Genomic DNA, 18,159 nt, shown 5'->3' with positions numbered 1-18,159 from the left:
AAAATAAGATGAAGGACAACTTGCAAGAGAAGAAAGTTTTTTCTGTGAAGGGTTTTGTGAAGGGCTTGTTTAGGGAAATAATTGTTCCCATTGCTCTGGCGTTGATTGTAATCCAATATGTGATTCAGGCATTCCAGATTCCTAGCGGATCTATGGAAGATACGCTGAAAACAGGAGACTTCCTTCTCGGTTTGAAGTTTACCTATGGCTCTCCCATACCTTTTGGAAATCAGAAGTTCCCAGCTATTACCGATCCCGTGCCTGGGGATGTGGCAATTTTCCGTTATCCCGGGGAACCTGAATATCCCGATGGTAATCCTCGCCGCTATACTCATCTCTTTAACGCCTTGATGCTTGGCAATTTCTACTGGGATCATGAACCTGAAGAGGGACAGCCTCACTTGGTTCATTATGGCGATGGTCCGAAGGATTACATCAAGCGCTGTGTGGCCGTGAGTGGCGATACGGTTGCCGTTCATGGCGGTCGTCTTTATGTGAATGGCGTTAAGCAGGATACCTTGCCCGGACGTGGTAAATGGACTAGTACGGTTCGAACCATGTCTCCTCGTGACGAACGAGAACCTTTTGTTGTGCCGTCTGTAGGTGATACTCTGTATGTGGATTCCCTGCCGTTGGATAAGCTCTGGTGGTTGCGTTCCCTTGTCGCCCAGGAAAATCCGGATGACTCCGTCAAGCTTGATATTTCTCTGTGGAAGGATGGTGTCGAAAGCAATAACTACGATTTCGAGAACTTCCGCATACCGGTAGAAAATGACCGCGGGCTGGCCATGAATGAACTGTTCCGCCGCAATCGTACTATCCTTCAGCAGCGTGTGACCCAGGGGGACACCGTTTCTGGGGTGATGAGCTTCGCCTATTTCAGGGAACTGGCCCGTATCTGCTATTTGCCTATGCTGGATCCCCATGCCAAGGGTGGGCTGATGCGCGAAGTTAGCTACATCGGTTTCGAAGCTTCTATGTTGAAGGATCTGGAAGACAATGTGAACGCTTTAAATGCATCGGCTGTTAGTGCCGCTGTCGTCGATTCTGCGGTTACGGATTCCGTTGTTGCTGATTCCCTGGCTGATTCGCTGAAGGCTGATGTGGCTCGTTCTCCTGTTTTTGAAATCAGGAAGAACTTGACTCTCGGCGGTAAAAAAATGGATTACTATGTGGTTCAGACTCCTCAGTATTTCATGATGGGTGACAACCGTGATAATTCCGCAGATAGTCGTTATTGGGGATATGTGTCGCTCCGTAATATGCGCGCCAAGGCTTTTGTCATTTACTTCTCTTTTGAAAATGAAGATGAGTCTTTCGCCTTGTCCAATCCCTTTACCTGGTGGCGTCTGCCCTTCAAGATCCGCTGGAGCCGACTGGGCAAGATTATCCACTTGATTGATTAAGTCTGAAAGTGTTGTTAGGATGAAATTTTTTAAGACCGTATACGTTCTAGGTGCGATTGTTGCGAGCTTGCTTGTGGCCTGTGCGACGCAGGTGGCTCCGTCCGGTGGCCCCGAAGATAAGTTGCCTCCGCGTGTGGCGGGGGTGTATCCAGCTCCGTATACGACAAACCATCCTAACGAACTTTATGTAAAGCTTGAATTTGACGAATGGATTAACGCCTCTATTCCCAGGAGCGCTGTTTCTATTTCTCCGCCGATTGATAAAAGAGTGCGGTTTGACGTCAGCGGCAAAACTCTGGAGTTGTCGTCTCGTGCAGAGCTTGATTCTGGAACGACGTACACAGTAACGTTTGCGGGTGGTATCAAGGATTTGCGCGGCAATGCTCTTGCAAAGCCTTTCCAGGTTGTGTTCTCGACGGGAGCCTATATTGACTCGTTGACTCTTTCGGGCCGAGTTCTTGTGAATGCGGCTATGGCAAAGAAGAAGGAATTTCCCAGTGTGGGTTTGTTCCTGATGGGTGCAGATCGTGAAACGAAACATTATCTGGATAAGTACCGCGATTCTGTAACCAAGGCGCTGGACTCCCTGCCTATGATTCTTAAGGAACCGCCCCTGTATGTGACTCGAGCCGATAGTGCGGGGCATTTTACCTTGACGGGTCTTAAGGCGGGAATGTATCGTGTCGTAGCCTTTGTGGATGGCAATGGTAACCAGAAGGTGGAACTGGCAACGGAACAGGCTGGCGTTTGGACCCAGGATATTCACCTGACTGCAGAGACAACGGATACCTTATGGATTGCCGTGGCAGATATGGACTCGTCTCATCTGGAACTGGAATCTGTATCTCAGCCCTTTGCAAATGTGCTGGAAGCGAACTTTACACGAAACGTCTATTTTGATTCCCTGTTTAGAGATTCTGCCAACTGCTTCCTGACTTCTCCTGAAAATGAGAAGGTGTATCCGAAGCTTGTTTATTTGGGAGCATCTTCCAATAAGCCGCAGTTCTATTTTGATCCGGCACCCAAAAGTGAAATTCTTTACAAGTTTACTTGTCTTGCCGGAAAGGATTCGCTTTATCGAACTTTGGATACGGCAAGAAATGAAGTGGAATGGGAATGGAAGAAGATGGAGTCCGATACGCTTCCGCCTGCGGTAAGTACGGTGAAGGCTGTCTCGAAGTCAAAGAACCTGTTCCCTGACGATTCCCTGATCGTCTTGTTTAATAAGCCCAAACTGGATTCTGTAGAAGAATCCTTCTATGTGGCGGTTAACAAGGATACGACCGAGGTTCAGGTCAAGCAAATCGATCCGGTGCGTTTTGTGGTATTGAATTCTGACCCGTGGGGAACGGACCTTACGATGAACTTCTTGATGGGGTATAACGATACGACGTTGGCGGCTGCCGACAGTAATGGCGTTCGTGATACCGTTGTTGAACTGAAGTACAAGAAACTGCAGAAATTTGAAACGGTGGCGAAGTTGAAACTTGCAACGTTGCAGGGTGCTGTCCCCGGTGCAAAGGTAGGTGCCCTGGTCCGTCTGCATTCCATCGAGTCTGATAAGGATTTTATAGAACCTTGTGATAATGCGGGCCGCTTTAAGTTTAACGGACTGGTCGAAGGGTCCTATTTTATGGACTACTATTATCCCCAGGAAGGAAAGAATATTCCTGATGGAGGTTCCATTGAACCTTTCCGTTATGGGTCTCCCTGGAGAGCGATTAACGATACATTGAAGCTGAAGAATGGTGAAAATAATCTAGACCAGTTGCAGGCTGCAATTCCGTCTCTGCATTAGAATTTTGGTGAGGATAAATATGGGAAATATTCCGACTTTTGTTGCGATTGATCTTGAGACAACGGGTCTTGATTTTGAAAAAGATGAAATTATCGAAGTCGCGTTGGTCCGTTTTGAAAATGGGGTCCCTGTTGAAGATGTGGATTATCTGGTCAAGCCAACGACGGCTTCCTTGCGCCCCTTTATTGAAAATCTGACTGGAATATACAAGAGCGATCTTGAAAATGCAGAATCATTTGCAGGTGTGGCAGGCAAGATTTATTCCTTTATCGGAGATTATCCCATTGTTGCTCATAATGCCGCATTTGATTCGAAGTTTCTGACCCAGACTTTTGCAAAGGTCGGTATTTCCTTTGAAAACCATATGGTGTGGGATTCCTTGACGGTTTCTCGTATCGCCTTCCAGAATGTTCCTAATCATCGCTTGGATACCCTGGTCCAGGAATTGAATATTCCCAGGAGCCGGGCACACCGCGCGTTGCCTGATGCCGATGCCTGCGGCAGACTTTTTGTGATGTCCCTGGAAAAAATTCAGGGTGAAGACCGCTGGCTGTATAACGCCCTTTCCAAGGTTGCAGTCAATTCCAACTGGTCTGCAATCTGGCCCGTTTCTGGTGAATCCGGAAATGAATTTTCTTACAAGTTGCCGGAAGTCCCCCTGGAAGAGGTTCCTGTAAAGAACCACGTTCCTCGTGTGGGAGAATTCTTCCAGGAAGGCGGCATTCTTGCCAAGAATATGGCTGGGTATCAGCCCCGTTCTAACCAGCAGGATTTGGCCGCTGTGGTGGAACGCAATATGCATAAGGGTGGGCTTTGCGTCATCGAGGCTCCTACGGGTTCTGGAAAATCGCTTGCGTATTTAGTGGCCGCTGCTAACAAGGCTGCATCCGGTGAACGAGTCGTCATTAGTACGGCAACCCGTGCGCTTCAGGAACAATTGTGGAATCGCGATATTCCCCAGCTGTCCTGCTTGTACAATGGCAAGTTGAAGGCTTCTGTTTTGAAAGGGCGCGAAAATTATTTGTGCCTAAGAAAGTTTGAGGCAATTCTTGCGTCCCCCGAAAATATGCTCTTGCCGGAAGAAAGAGATTCCTTCATGGCTATTATACCTTGGGTCTATACGACGACAACTGGTGACGTGAATGAATGCTCTTCTTTTAGTCAGGGACGTAATCGTGTGCTTTGGTCCAAGATGGCAAGTTCTGCAAAGTCTTGCCTTGGAGAAAAGTGCCCGAATTATGGCAGGTGCCCAGCCCTTGCCGCAAAGCGCCGTGCCATGAATTCCAATTTGCTGCTGGTAAACCATTCTCTGTTCCTGGCAGACATGTCATTGGATTTTGCGCTGCTTCCGCTTTACGAACATATTGTGTTTGATGAAGCTCACCGTCTGCCTGAAATCAGCAACCAGTCGCTGTGCCGTACGGTGTCGTTCTTTGGCCTGCGTAATGTCATTAAGACTATGGTTCCGTCCCGCACTAAAAAGGATGGCCTCGTTGTAGAAATCGAGGCTGGAATTCCGGCGGAGTGTACTGAAGCCCATGAGGTATGCGCTAATTTGGTTGAAAGCCTGGGCGAATTGGAAAAGGCCTTGCATCGTTTCTTTATGAAGATCGGCAAGAAGCTGACAAAGCAGAAAAATAAGAATGGCTTCTCGTATTCTTCTAGCATGATGGCAGAATATGATGCCGATCCTGCAGGCTTTATGGACCAGTATGCCAAGGTTCAGAAACTGGTAGAAAAACTTTCCGCCATGGCTTCCAGGGTCAATGAATCTGTTTCTGGATTGGTGCATGATCTGAATGGCCGAATGACGGAGATCGAAAGATTCGTTTCTGATTTTGAGTTCCTGACCAAGGGCGCTCGCGAAGACTGGATCTTCTTTATGGAGGAACCTTTTAATCCTCATACCATAAAGCTTCATGCCTACCCGTTGAATTTCGGTACTATCTGGAAAGAAAAGTTCTATCCTTGGATCAAGTCTGCTACCTTTACTTCTGCGACCTTGGCGGTACAGGGTGACTTGACTTACTTTGTTGAAAGAATGGGCTTGAACGTCCAGGATCCAAAGAGGGCCCCCTTCCTTAGAGTGTATAACGAATCGTCTACAAAGGATGCTCGCCAGTCTGTAATGGTGGCTAAATATTTGCCGAAACCTTCTGCACCGGAATATAACGAGGCTTTGAACGATACCCTATGTCAGTTCTTGCCGGAGGTGGAAGAAAATGCCATGGTTCTCTTTACCAGCGTTTCGGCGATGATGAAGGCCCAGGCGGCACTTGCTCCGCTGTTTGCGCAAAAGGGCAAACTGCTTCTTTGCCAACATGTCGACGGTGCTCTGGATGGACTGATTGCCATGTTCCGCAAGGAAAGGGGCGCTTGCCTTTTGGGCTGTCAAAGCTTGTGGGAAGGTGTTGATTTCCCGGGTGACGCCTTGAAACTTCTGGTGATTCCTAAGCTTCCGTTCCCAAATCCCATGGATCCTCTTGTTGCGGGAATTTCTGCCAAGATGAAATCCGACGGTAAGAATTCCTTTAAGGATTATTATGTGCCGGAAGCCTATATGGAATTGCGTCAGGGGCTGGGACGTCTGATTCGTTCTGAAGAAGATTCTGGTAAGGTTCTGATTCTTGATAACCGCGTGGTGCTGGAACATTATGGCAAGAGCTTTATGCGGATCTGGAACATGAAGCAGAAGGTTGCCGACTCCATAGAAGACATCAAGTCTTTTGTGAAGTCCTAGACTTTGGCTCCGGATTATTTTTTCTAAATTTGGCGCCCTAATAGGGTGTGACTGATGTACGATTTAAATTCGTTTTTTGATGGAATGTCCAAGCAACTCCTTCGTGGTGTCCATGCGAAGGCCTTCGGACATAAGGGTCTTTTGAATAACGCTCTGATCCAGAGCGAAGCCTTGTCTTATTTTGATGATCGCAGACGTGCTGCCGACTTGTTTAGCAAGATGGAACTATGGCAGCGTCGCTGCATCAGCTTGGTTTACAATAGCGGTTCCCGCGGCTTGACTTATAATGAATTGCGTCTGACCGTTCCGGTTGGAAAAGTACGCGACCTGCAGAAGTTCCTTTTGGATATGTGCCGTGAATATTTGCTGTGGCGCACATCTACTGGTAGTACGATGGTCTACTACGGTTTCTCTAATTTCTGGGGCTGCTTTGGAATGGCTTCTGAAATGGAGTTCCCGGCTAGAGCCAAGTTCGCCTGTTTTCAGAACTTGCTGGACTGGCACATCTGCCTGGTGTTGTCGTACGCCTTGCGCAAGGAACTGAAGGTGAATACCAATGGTACCATCCATCGTCGTGGTTACCAGATTTGTGTGGATTCCTTTACGTCTACAAAGCAACTGTCTGAACGTGCTGCCGAAAACGAGCTGTCCTTTATTTTCAATTTCCTGACAGGGAATGGTTGGCTGGAACAGGAAGACTCCTGCTTGGTTCCGTCTGAAAAGGCTCTTGAATTTATTCGTAAGAATGGTTTCCGCTTGCATCAGGATGTAGTGTCCTGGTGGCTAAAGGAACGTTTCCGCGGCGATCGCAATCACTGCGTCCAGTTGCTGAAAATTTTGGAACAGCCTCGTCCTGTCGCCGACGCCTGCAATCTGCTGTGGGTTCTTGACCCGACGTTCCGCATGGTAGAGAAGAACAAGGAGCTCCCTTGGGAATACCTGCCTCGCCCCTTGCGTGAATTGTGGCTGCTGGGATTTGTGAAATTCCAGATGGTTGACGGTAAGGTGGCCGGTGTTGTCATGGAACAGTCTGGCAAGGACTGGGTGGAAACATCTATCGCCTCCATTCCTGAACAGAACATTTCCTGCCTGCCCAATTTTGAACTGATCGTATCGACGGGAACTTCTCCTCGTGTGCTTTTCACTTTGGCAAGTCTTTCCAAGGTTGAAAATGATGAAGTGTTCCTCCGCTTTGCCTTGAACCGTGAAACTTATATTCAGGGTTTAAGGTGTGGTCTGCCTGAAGCGGAAATCGAAAATTTCAAGAACTGGATTAAGCCTCCCGAAAATGTTGCCTCTACAATTTCGGAATGGAACTCCTCCTATTATGGGGCCAGAGTTCATACCGTTCGACTTCTGAAAATTGAAGATCTGAAAGTGCTTGCGGAACTTTCCCGCTTCCCGCAGTTTACCGAAGCTACGACCGAATACATTCCCGGTTACGGTTTTATCTTGAAGCCGGAACTGGAACATAAGGCTTTTGAAATTCTGGAAAACTACGGTTATTGCCCCTTTGTCGAAAAGCATGACGTGAACCGTCTTCCTGCACCTACCGAAGAATGGCGCAAGGACTTTGTCGTGGCATGGCCCGAGGCGAAGGCTCCCGACTATGAACTGAAAGATGATGCCGATGAAAATACTTTGCAGACGGCCTTGAACTCTACGAAGTATGGCAGCAACTATCAGAAGATGAGCACGTTCGATCTGGTGAAGGTGCTGCGTTATGCCAAGACTGTGGGAACCTTGGTTGGCGTCAAGGCCAAGGATCCTGTCAAGCGTAATGCCAAGGAAGAAGAAAAGATTTTCTTTGTCCATGCGTTGAAACTGGCCAAGTCTCCCCAGGTCATTGAAATTCAGATTTATGGAAAGGAAGAAAGGGAAATGCTGGACCTGTCCTTTATTCAGGAAGTGAAGGTCTTTAACGGCAAGGAACCCTAGAATTCGTTTTCTTATGGCAGGGTCTGCGCATAGCCCGCTATATCGATTAACTCATCCAGTGTTAATTCGTCTATGTAGGGTTCCATGTTGCGGTCATCATCGCCGAAATTCATCTGATACCAGAAAGTTGGCATGTCATTTCTAGCTCGGTCCCCGATGAAAACCGGGGGCTTTCTGTAATCGTGGGCGAAGTTGAGTCGATGCCCTTCCTCGCCGTGGCATGACTTGCAGTTTTGATTGAAAAGTTTTTTCCCGCGTTCCGGGTTGGCTCCCTTTAATTTTCCATCGGGTTGAAGAAGTTTGTACACGAGAAGGGCCATGCGTGCGTCTTCGCGGGTGAGGGTGTCTCCTTCGGAACCTGGGGCGGGGGTGCCTGGGCTTTGCGAAGTGTCTGGTTCGCTGTTTGCGAATGCGGGCATAATGGAGGTGCCTAGCAGCATCCCATACACAGCTAACAGTGTAAATAAACATTTAAACTTGTTTACGCCCATAAACGACAATTTAGTAAGGCTTGCTTGAGGACGTCGGGACAATTACTATAATTTTGTTTATGAGATTAGGTGTTTTTTTTAAAGTGGCGGTCTTTGGACTCGCACTTGCTTCTTTTGTGGCTTCTCCCCAGGCCAAGGAAAATTCTATGAATAATTTGTCTGAAAGCTCGCTGGCGAAGAATTGCATTTTTAATGGCCGCTGGGATCATCAGAATCAGTTCAGCAGGACTAGCGCTCCGGCGGCAGTTATTCAGTTTAATGCCGTGGCGAAGTCTATTGATTTCGATCTGGAAGGGGAATCCCGCTGGATCCTCGTAGAAGATTCAAGGGAAGTTGCCGCCTTTGTTAGCGGTGCGCGTAAGGTCCAGTCGGTCAAGGTGGCCGGAGATGGTGAATCCCACCGTTATCGCCTGGTGAAAATCAGCGAGACGAATCCCGGTTCCGTAAAGGTCTACGGAATTTCTTTGGATGGTTCCGGAAGTTTTGGCTCCGTTCCCAAGCAGAGTGGCCGACGTATCGAATTTATTGGGGACTCCTTTACCGTGGGCTTCGGTAATGAAGGTAGCGGTTCCGATGACCCGTCCCTGGTTTTCGAAAAGACTAACGCCTCCAAGAGCTATGCCTACCTGCTTGCCGATGGCTTCAAGGCTGATTTTCAGGTGAACGCCTTTAGCGGTCGCGGCATGGTCCGCAATTACGACAATATTGTGCCTGAATGGAAGGTGCCTCGCCTTTATGAATTTACCGTTCCCGGTGAGGCCCCGGCGGATTTGGCTGGCAAGCTGCCCGAAGAATCCCTCAAGTGGGATTTTGGCAGCTTCCACCCCCAGGTGGTTGTAATCTTTATTGGCATCAATGACTTCCAGGGAAACCCTCCTTATGGCGACAAGAAGGAATTCTCCAAGGCTTATGCGGAGCTCCTTCAGAAACTGCGCAAGGCCCATGAAGGGGTGAAGTTCCTGCTGGTGTCCACAAAAATCTGGCCCAATGATGACCTGACTCCCACTGTAAAGGCCATTTACCAGTCCGAACTGGCTGCCGGTCACAAGGATTTGGAATTTGTGGAGGTCCGTACGGATAATGCAGGCCTCCTTGGGCATCCGGATGTGCATTCCCAGGCCGATTTGGCCCGTACTTTGCGCCCATTTGTAGCTAAACTGGGTGGCTGGCTATCCCGTTAGCCCCTATTTTTATATATTTGAGGGACAATATCTTATAAGTATAGGTTTCCTATGTCTAGGCTCTTTGAGAAAATCTATGTGCTGTTCAGGATGAATATCCTGATTTTCGTGTTGTTGGCTCTTACCGCCATCGCCCTTTTTGCGTACGAAAATGGCTTAGATAATATCGAATTCCTCAAATTGTCGGATTTCCCTTACGTCATCGCCCAGTCCGACTCTGTGGATGGCGGCGGATCTGCTGTAAAGCTGACCCGTACGGATTCCTCTGTCATCATGGACTATGAACTCCGTGAAGGCTACGCCTATCCTTATGCTGGCGTGAAGATTTTCCTTGGAGATGGTAAGGTCCGCGGTAAGGATCTTTCCCATTACGACAGTATCTTCGTGTGGGTGAAGCCCCGTGGTGAAGGTTCCGTCCGTCTCTACATGCGCGGTTATGATAGCGCTATCTATCGCGACGGTGATGAAACTTCACTGAAGTTCAACGAAATAGAATTCTTCCCCCTGAATGAAACCTATCCGGCAGTGTTCGTTCCCCAGGAATTCCGCGTGGCCGGCTGGTGGGTTGCTCAGAACGAGGTGGACGTTCATAAGGCTCGTGTAGACCTTTCTAACATCCCCCTGATCGAAATTCAGACCGGTACCAACGCTCCCCTGGGCTATGGTACTCTTGAAATCCGCGGTCTCTGCTTCAAGGGCAAGAAGATTGCCAAGGAAGACCTTACGACCGGCATCGTCGGTGTGTGGTTCGTGACCTTCTTCATGATCCTGGTCATCCGCTTCTTTGACTATAGCCGTGAACGGGCCGCAGCCAAGAAGAAGCGTGAAGAACTGGAAAAGAACCTGAAGGCTCTCGAAATCGAAAAGACTGAATACGAAAAGTCCAGTAAGGAAGACCCGCTGACCGGTTGCCTCAACCGTGCCGGTTTCAGCAGCATCCTGATGCGCGAACAGGAAAACCTGGTCAAGAATGACAGCCCTGTTTCCTTCGTGATTCTGGATATCGACCACTTCAAGCATATCAATGACCAGTATGGTCATAGCGTCGGTGACGAAGTGTTGGTGAACCTCTGCAAGCTGATCCAGAGCAAGATCCGTAATACGGATGCACTGGTCCGTTGGGGTGGCGAAGAATTCGTGATCCTCTGCAGCGACACGCCGATCCAGAATGCCCAGTTCCTTGCTGAAAAGCTCCGTATGGCTATTGAAAATACTCAGCTGATCAAGCAGCAGCAGGTGACCTGCTCCTTCGGTATTGCCGAAATGGTGGCTGGCGAAGATCCTAAGCGCCTGTTCGAACGTGCTGACAAGGCCCTTTACGCTTCTAAGGAGAACGGCCGCAACAGGGTGACTAGCGCCACCTTCAAGCGTACCCGTTAACGATATGAATAAGGCTGCCTTCTATATCGCAGCTGTTGCTTGCTCTCTTGCCGCGGTCCTCGTAACGGGTTGCGCCAAGAAGAGCCCCGAGCCGGAGTTCCGGCCCCTGCAGATTCATTGGATTCCCGGAGTGGGCGAGGATGAAGAATCCATGCCCACCAAGGATAATTGTGTGATTCGGCTCACGGCTAAACTGATGGGCGAGGATTTGGTTCAGGCTTCGCCGGTGGCGGATCTTGCATACAGAGTGGCATACGGAAAATCAAAGGAAGAGGCTGGAACCCTTTATTTTACTGGGGTTTGCGTCGATGCGGAAAGAAATTCCGCCCCCGAATGTCGGTGGAAGGCGACCTGCAGCAAGGACCTGGATATCGTTGTAAAGTTTCACAACGGAGATTAGTCTGCGGTGGTGGGATTTCTCATCGGGCTGATTTATCTTTTTCTGTATGAAGCAGATTTTTGAATATACCGACTACCGCGAGTGGTTACGTGACGCATTCGATGACTTTAAGCAGCGCAAGACTGTGATTTCGTGGCGTTATATGGCTATGAAGATGGGTGCCGATCCTGGTAATCTGCTTCGTGTTTCCCAGGGCAAGATTCACCTTTCTACCGCGCTTATCGAGCCGGCGGCTCAGTTCTTCGAACTGGATGAAAAGGAAACTGCCTACTGGACAGAAATGGTTTTCTTTGGCCGAGCCAAGACTGACAACGAAGCCTTGCAGCATTACGAACGTATGCAGGCTTTAAAGGGTGTGTCTCTCAAGCTTCTGCAGAAGAAGGAACTGGAATTCTACCGCCACTGGTACTACAACGCAATCCGTTCCATTATCGGTATTTGCAAGTTCAAGGATGACTATCAAGGCCTAGCCGAATGCTGCACTCCCCAGATTACCGAGGACGAGGCGAAAGCGGCCGTTCAGTTGCTTTACGAACTGAACATGATTTCAACAGACCGCGACGGCTTCTGGAAGGTAAACGATACCTTCGTGAGTACCGGCGGAAACTGGCGCTCTGCCGCTGTTCGACAGTTCCAGAAAGACACTATCGCCCTGGCAGGGGAGTCGCTGGAACGTCATGCACCGCACCTGCGAGATATCAGCACTGTCACCATGACGTTCAACATGGATGATATCCAGTTGATTCGCGAAAAGATTAATGAATTTCGAACGGATTTACTACGTTTATCTCAGGAAGGCGAAGGCGACAACACGGTTTTCCAGCTGAATATCCAGTTGTTCCCTCTTGCCTTTACAAAACCGTTGCAGGAGAAGGAAAAATGAACAGCCAGTTGCTGAAAAAGTTTGTTTTGCCTTTGTCGCTACCATTGGTAGCGTCGTTCTTTGCCTGCTCCGATAATCCTTCCGATTCCGGAAATAATCTCGCTGGTGGACCGGGTAGTATTACTACCAATGGTATCGTTGCCCGTGTTGGTGGCGTTCCTGTTTCTAATGCCAGCGTGTCCTTGCATCAGGTTGACTATACCGTACCCGAGGCTAAGGAAGAAGTTATGGTGGTCGCCGTGGCGACGACGGTTACCGATAGTGTTGGCCGCTTTGCATTGACCGTGCCCGACTCTGGCGAATACCGTATGACCGTGTCATATGACGGTTCTGCCTATACAAAGATTGTTTCTCATGAGAGCTATCAGGCTCTGGATTCTCTGGAAGGGGTTGTAGACCTTTCTGCTATTGCAACCCTGACGGGTGTTGCCGATATTCCTGAAGGCAGCAAGGCGGTATGGGTTGGCGTTGTCGGCACTGATGTGCTGGTGCGTTCTGATTCCAATGGTGTATTCTTTATTCCGGCAATTCCTGCTAACGACACCTTGCAGTTGTATTTCATGGATGACGGCTATGAGGAAGACCTGGGACGTGAGTCCGTGTTCCTGCAGCCCTACGAACAGGTGCAGTACAACTATAAGACTCCCGTAGAAATTGACAGTTCCGTAACGGATTCTTCGGAGGTGGTTGCCGATTCTCTGCCCAAGGTTTCCGTGCTGCTTCAGAACGGCTCTCCGGCGGCTTATGCCACGGTTGCCCTGAGATCCCTTGATAGCGTTGGCGAAATTCGTTTTGTCAGGAGCTTCATGGTTGTTGCAGATAAGTATGCCGACGAGAATGGACGTTTTGATATGGAATGGCCTAAGTCTGGCGATTACCGTCTGACTGTCACTTCGGGAAGCCAGTCCTATTCCAGAGTTTATTCTGCAGAAGAGCTGAAGGATGTTGATTCTATTACGTTGACTACTTCGGTAAGCTACTCCAGCAATGTGACCTTGACTGCCGACGAAGATTTTGCCTGGGTTGGAGTTTATGGCCTTGATGAACTGGTGAAGACGGATGCGTCTGGCGCCTATGTGCTGCCTGCGCTTCCTGCTAACGATTCCTTAAAAGTTTACTTTGTTCATAATGACGGAACCAAACCCTTTGTTGACTGGACTGTAAAGACTTCTAAGGTTTCCAAGTCTGAAAAGCCGTCGGTACTTCTTTACGACTTTGAAGAAGACGATACGCGTTGGTACATGAGTGTCGATACTCTGTGGAAGGGGTCCTCTTTCTACAAGAACGGCAAGGCTGATTCTTCCCATAAGATTGCCGATTACCTAGAAGCGGATTCTTCTCGCGGATCTACCGTATTCCATGGAAAGTACTCGGTTGCCTTTGATCCTTACGCATGGGTTCTGCTGGGAACTCAGTTTAAGGAAACGCTGAATCTTTCGGATCTTGATTCCATCGCATTCTATGCCAAGGGCGATGGCAACATCAGGGTGACTCTCGAAAATTGGGAGAACTATGATAAGGGTACCAAGGCTGCCTCATCCAGGATTTCCCTGGATTCAAGCTGGAAGCGTATTGTAATCAAGCCTTCAGAACTTTGCATCGATAATGACGAAAAGAAGGATTGCAAGAGTACTTGGGAGCGCGTAAAGAACGGCGTCCGTCAGATTCATTTCTTCCCGGGTTGCAAGGACAACTGCTACCTGAGTCCGAAGAATGAAGTCTATGTGGATGACGTTAAACTTTATGGTGTGCTTTTCTAGCTTCAAACGCTTCATTTAAAGGAATGGCCCCTTTTGTGGGGGCCTTTTTTTATGTAAATTTGGTAAATATGGAATCTCTTGAAAAAGAAGCGGCTATTGCCCTGGATTACCTTTCCCGCGTCTCCCAGGAAGCGGAAAAGAAGTTTGATGAATTACTCCCCCCTGTGACGGATCAGCCCTGTCGCCTTCATGAGGCTATGCGCTATTCCATGTTTGCAGGTGGCAAGCGTTTGCGCCCGGCCTTGGTCAAGGCTGCGTTTGACATGTTCGGCGGTAAGGGAAACTCTGTGGATTACGCCATGAGCGCCTTGGAAATGCTCCATACGTTCTCCCTGATTCACGACGATCTGCCCTGCGTCGATAACGACGACTTCCGTCGCGGCAAGCCCACTAGCCATAAGCAGTTTGGCGAAGCTACCGCCGTGATGGCTGGCGATGCCCTCTGCATCCACGCTTTTGAAATGATGGGCAAGACCGGCAATGCCAAGGCTATCGAAATCCTGGCTCACCTGCTGGGTACCTATGGTATGATCGGTGGCGAAATGATCGACATCGAATCCGAAGGTAAGGCTGTTGATTTGGCAACTGTGGACTATATCCATTACCACAAGACTGCCGCTCTCCTGGAAGCTTCTCTGGAAGTGGGTGCCCGTCTGGCAAACGCAACCGAAGACGAAATCAAGATTATTCGCGACTATGGCCGTTCTATCGGTCTGGCTTTCCAGATTGTCGATGATATCCTGGACATCGTTTCTACCACCGAAGAACTGGGCAAGGACGCCGGTTCCGATATCGAGAAGGGCAAGGCAACCTACCCGGCTCTGGTTGGTCTGGAAAAGTCCAGGGAAAGGGCTCGCGAACTTTATGACGAGTCTATCAAGGCATTGGACGGTCTTAAGTACGATACCACGATCCTTCGCTCTGTCGCAGCTTTCATCATTACCCGAGTTAAATAATGGACCTTAAGAGCATTAAGTCGCCTCAGGACATTAAGCATTGTTCTGTGAAGGAACTTGAACAGTTGGCCTCCCAGATTCGCGAGACCATCATTGGTCAGGTTTCTAAGCATGGCGGCCATTTGGCTTCGAGCCTTGGTGTAGTGGAACTGACTCTTGCGCTGCACTATGTGTACAACGCTCCCGAAGACAAGATTGTCTGGGATGTGGGTCATCAGGCTTATGTTCACAAGCTTCTGACTGGCCGTATCGATCGCTTCGGTACCTTGCGTCAGCAGGGCGGTATTTCGGGCTTCCTGAAGCGTAACGAAAGTGAGTATGACTGCTATGGTGCAGGTCATGCAACCACTTCCATTTCTGCTGCTCTGGGTTTTGCTGTTGCCCGTAACCACTTCAAGCGCAAGAACAACGTGGTGGCTGTTATTGGTGATGGCTCCATGACCGGCGGTATGGCTTATGAAGCTCTGAACAATGCTGGCATTTCTAAGCAGAACATGACCATCATCTTGAACGATAACAAGATGAGCATTGCGCCCAATGTCGGCGGCTTTAGCAAGTATCTGAACCGTGTGATTTCCGATCCGGTTTACAACAAGATGCGTACGGACCTGGACCGCCTGATGAAGCGTCTTCCCGGTATTCTGGGTTCCCGTTTCCGCGATCTGTTCCTGCAGGTGGAAAGTGCTGCCAAGACGGCTGTGAAGCCCGGTCAGTTCTTTGAAGATCTGGGCGTCCGCTACTTTGGTCCTATCGATGGTCATGACATCGATGAATTGATTATGATTCTGGAGCGAGTCAAGTCCCAGCCCGGGCCTTGCCTCGTTCATGTGCTGACGGAAAAAGGCCGTGGTATGTCTGCGGCTGTAGCTAACCCCACCAAGTTCCATGGTTGCGGTCCCTTCGATCCTGAAAGTGGTCTGCCCCTGGCTCCGGGTAAGCCCAATCCGTCTCTTACCAGCATCTTTGGTAAGACCCTTCTTGAAATTGCGAAGAAGGATAACCGTGTCATCGGTATTACGGCTGCAATGCCCACGGGCTGCGGCATGGATATCGTTGCCAAGGAACTTCCTGATCGCGTTATCGATGTGGGTATTGCCGAAGAACACGCTCTGACTTTTGCGTCTGGTCTTGCCTGTGATGGTGTGGTGCCTGTAGTGGCAATCTACTCCTCCTTTATGCAGCGCGCCTACGACCAGATCATGCATGACATCGCCCTGCAGAATTTGCATGTGGTGATGGTGCTTGACCGCGCCGGTTTGGTGGGGGCCGATGGTCCTACCCATCATGGCGTTTTTGACTTGTCGTTCTTGCGTACGGTTCCGGGAATTACCATCCTGGCTCCGTCTAACGAGAATGAACTTCGGGATATGATCCAGGCTTCTATCGACATGGAAGGGCCTGTGGCGATCCGCTATCCTCGCGGTACTGCCTTGGCAGAAACTTTGGAACCTGCAACTGAGAACTTTGATGCGAAACTGCCCAAGGTTCTTGAACAGGGTAAGGATATCTTGCTCCTGGGTGCAGGCTTCATGACTAACGAACTGAAGAAGACTGCAAGTGTCTTGCGTGAGAACGGTTACAACCCGACTCTCGTGGATGCTCGCATCATCAAACCCTTGGACGAAGAATGCTACCGCGCACTCTTCGAAAGCCACAAGACTATTGTAACTCTCGAAGACAATACCTTAGTTGGTGGTTTTGGTTCTGCTATCGGCGAACTGCTTATGGATCTCGGAATTACGGACAAACGTTTGCTCCGCTTCGGACTTCCGGACAAATTCGTTGAACAGGGCGAAATTTCGGCCCTCTACAAACTTTTGAATATTGACGGGGAATCCGTCGCCAAACAAATAATGGAAAAACTATGAGCGAAGAAAATAACGAAAACCGCACCGTAAAGGCCACATTGAACCGCAAGTTCGGCGTCAGCGAAGCTGCTGACCGTCGTAACCCCCGTCGTGACGGCGATAGCCGTGACTCCCGTGAAGGCCGTGGCGACCGCAAGTCTTTTGGCGACAGAAAGTTTGGTGACCGTGGCGAACGCCGTTTTGGTGATCGCAAGTTCGGTGACCGCAAACCTTTTGGTGACCGCGGCGAACGCCGTTTCGGTGACCGTCCCTTTGGTGACCGCCCCCGTCGCGACGATGACCGTCGTGAATTCAACCATGAAGGCGCAGAAGGTGAAGGCCGTTCCTTCAACCGCGAAGACCGCCCCTTCAATCGTGACCGTCGCCCCCGTTCTTTCGGTGACCGCCCCTTCCGTGGCGACCGCAAGCCCTTTAACCGCGATGGTGGCGAACGTCGTGAATTTAGCCGCCCCATTTACCGTCAGCGTCCTGAAGAACAGCCTGTAGAAGCTGTGGAAGAAGTTCTGGACGAAGCCGCACTGGAAGCACGCGTAGCCCAGGCTGAAGTTAGCGAAGATGTAAACTTCAACCCGCCTTGGTTCAAGAAGCTCCTGGCTCTCACCACCGAAAAGGGCCGCGAACGCGAAGGCCGTTTCATTGGTGAAGGCGTTCACGTTGTGCAGGAACTGGTTTCCCATCATCGTGAATTGGTGGTTGGCGTTTATGCTGTCGAAGGTTTCGCTGACGAAGGCTTGATCGAAACCATTAATGAAGCTGAAATCAAGATTAACATCTTGACTGAAGACCAGATGAAGCGTCTGTCTTCTACCGTTACCCCCCAGGGTGTGATTGCCGTGGCCCGCATTGCCAGCAAGAAGCCTGCCTATGAATCCAGCCGTAGCATCCTCACTCTCGTGGACGCCGTGCAGGATCCGGGTAACTTGGGTACTCTCTTCCGTACCAGCCTCGGTTTCGGTTCCGATGGTATGATTCTCGGTCGCGGTACCGTTAGCCCCTTCAACCCCAAGGTTGTTCGTGGTTCCTCGGGTACTTTCCTCCGCGTGCCTTTCGAATTTGATGTTGACCTGATCGACCAGATCAACTTCCTCCGCAGCAAGGGTTACACCATTATTGCTACTGATCTTCACGGTAAGCAGTCCCTCCGCGAAATTCCCCAGCATAAGCTCCGCAAGATGGCTTTCCTGGTGGGTAACGAAGGTGCTGGCACCAATCCCTACTTCATTGAACTGGCTGACGAAACCGTCAAGATCCCCATGAGTAGCGATCTGGAATCCCTGAATGTTGCTGTGGCTCACGGCATCCTTTCTTACGAAGCCGCCCAGATCCTGGACGAACTGAAGTAAAACGGAAATAGCTGA

General features: G+C 49.7%; 13 protein-coding genes. 12 read left to right on the top strand and 1 reads right to left on the bottom strand.

Annotation, left to right across the window (positions count from 1 at the left end):
- The first annotated feature begins 8 nt into the window (after window positions 1-8).
- The 4 genes from lepB (at window position 9) to MMG03_RS09150 (ending at window position 7,882) form a co-directional block, all read left to right on the top strand.
- A complete protein-coding gene (gene lepB / locus MMG03_RS09165; protein ID WP_073159193.1) occupies window positions 9-1,406 on the top strand; it encodes a signal peptidase I in 1,398 nt (465 codons plus the stop codon).
- A 19-nt stretch (window positions 1,407-1,425) separates the two neighbouring features.
- Complete coding sequence (locus tag MMG03_RS09160; RefSeq protein WP_249506142.1) at window positions 1,426-3,204, top strand: Ig-like domain-containing domain; 1,779 nt, start codon at window positions 1,426-1,428, stop codon at window positions 3,202-3,204.
- 19 nt (window positions 3,205-3,223) lie between these two features.
- Window positions 3,224-5,944 (top strand): helicase C-terminal domain-containing protein, encoded by a 2,721-nt coding sequence (locus MMG03_RS09155; RefSeq protein WP_249506141.1) that lies wholly within the window; start codon window positions 3,224-3,226, stop codon window positions 5,942-5,944.
- 84 nt (window positions 5,945-6,028) lie between these two features.
- Window positions 6,029-7,882 (top strand): hypothetical protein, encoded by a 1,854-nt coding sequence (locus tag MMG03_RS09150; protein WP_249269352.1) that lies wholly within the window; start codon window positions 6,029-6,031, stop codon window positions 7,880-7,882.
- Window positions 7,883-7,893: 11 nt separating this feature from the next.
- Here the strand turns inward: MMG03_RS09150 and MMG03_RS09145 are convergent, their stop codons facing one another.
- Window positions 7,894-8,373: a c-type cytochrome gene (locus MMG03_RS09145; RefSeq protein ID WP_249506140.1), complete on the bottom strand. Its 480-nt coding sequence runs from the start codon at window positions 8,371-8,373 to the stop codon at window positions 7,894-7,896.
- 59 nt (window positions 8,374-8,432) lie between these two features.
- On the opposite strand from MMG03_RS09145, the gene MMG03_RS09140 reads away from it, so the two are divergent.
- The 8 genes from MMG03_RS09140 (at window position 8,433) to MMG03_RS09105 (ending at window position 18,144) form a co-directional block, all read left to right on the top strand.
- The gene (locus tag MMG03_RS09140; protein WP_249506139.1) at window positions 8,433-9,554 is read left to right on the top strand and encodes a GDSL-type esterase/lipase family protein; all 1,122 of its coding nucleotides are present in this window, start codon (window positions 8,433-8,435) and stop codon (window positions 9,552-9,554) included.
- 51 nt (window positions 9,555-9,605) lie between these two features.
- Window positions 9,606-10,934: a GGDEF domain-containing protein gene (locus tag MMG03_RS09135; protein ID WP_073159027.1), complete on the top strand. Its 1,329-nt coding sequence runs from the start codon at window positions 9,606-9,608 to the stop codon at window positions 10,932-10,934.
- Between the two features lie 4 nt (window positions 10,935-10,938).
- Entirely contained in the window at window positions 10,939-11,334 is a 396-nt protein-coding gene (locus MMG03_RS09130) for a hypothetical protein (RefSeq protein WP_073159026.1), read from the top strand.
- Between the two features lie 46 nt (window positions 11,335-11,380).
- A complete protein-coding gene (locus MMG03_RS09125; protein ID WP_073159024.1) occupies window positions 11,381-12,217 on the top strand; it encodes a TIGR02147 family protein in 837 nt (278 codons plus the stop codon).
- A complete protein-coding gene (locus tag MMG03_RS09120) occupies window positions 12,214-13,977 on the top strand; it encodes a hypothetical protein (RefSeq protein WP_073159022.1) in 1,764 nt (587 codons plus the stop codon). Before MMG03_RS09125 ends, MMG03_RS09120 begins: the two co-directional genes overlap by 4 nt.
- A 68-nt stretch (window positions 13,978-14,045) precedes the next feature.
- Entirely contained in the window at window positions 14,046-14,933 is an 888-nt protein-coding gene (locus MMG03_RS09115; RefSeq protein WP_249506138.1) for a polyprenyl synthetase family protein, read from the top strand.
- A complete protein-coding gene (gene dxs / locus MMG03_RS09110) occupies window positions 14,933-16,801 on the top strand; it encodes a 1-deoxy-D-xylulose-5-phosphate synthase (protein WP_073235826.1) in 1,869 nt (622 codons plus the stop codon). The genes MMG03_RS09115 and dxs overlap by 1 nt, the downstream gene beginning before the upstream one ends.
- Complete coding sequence (locus MMG03_RS09105) at window positions 16,798-18,144, top strand: TrmH family RNA methyltransferase (RefSeq protein WP_073235828.1); 1,347 nt, start codon at window positions 16,798-16,800, stop codon at window positions 18,142-18,144. Before dxs ends, MMG03_RS09105 begins: the two co-directional genes overlap by 4 nt.
- The last annotated feature ends 15 nt before the right edge of the window (window positions 18,145-18,159 follow it).

The sequence above is a fragment of the Fibrobacter sp. HC4 genome, assembly GCF_023373925.1.
Lineage (GTDB): Bacteria > Fibrobacterota > Fibrobacteria > Fibrobacterales > Fibrobacteraceae > Fibrobacter.
Note: the sequence above shows the minus strand (reverse complement) of the source record. Positions and strands in the feature narration are given on the sequence as shown.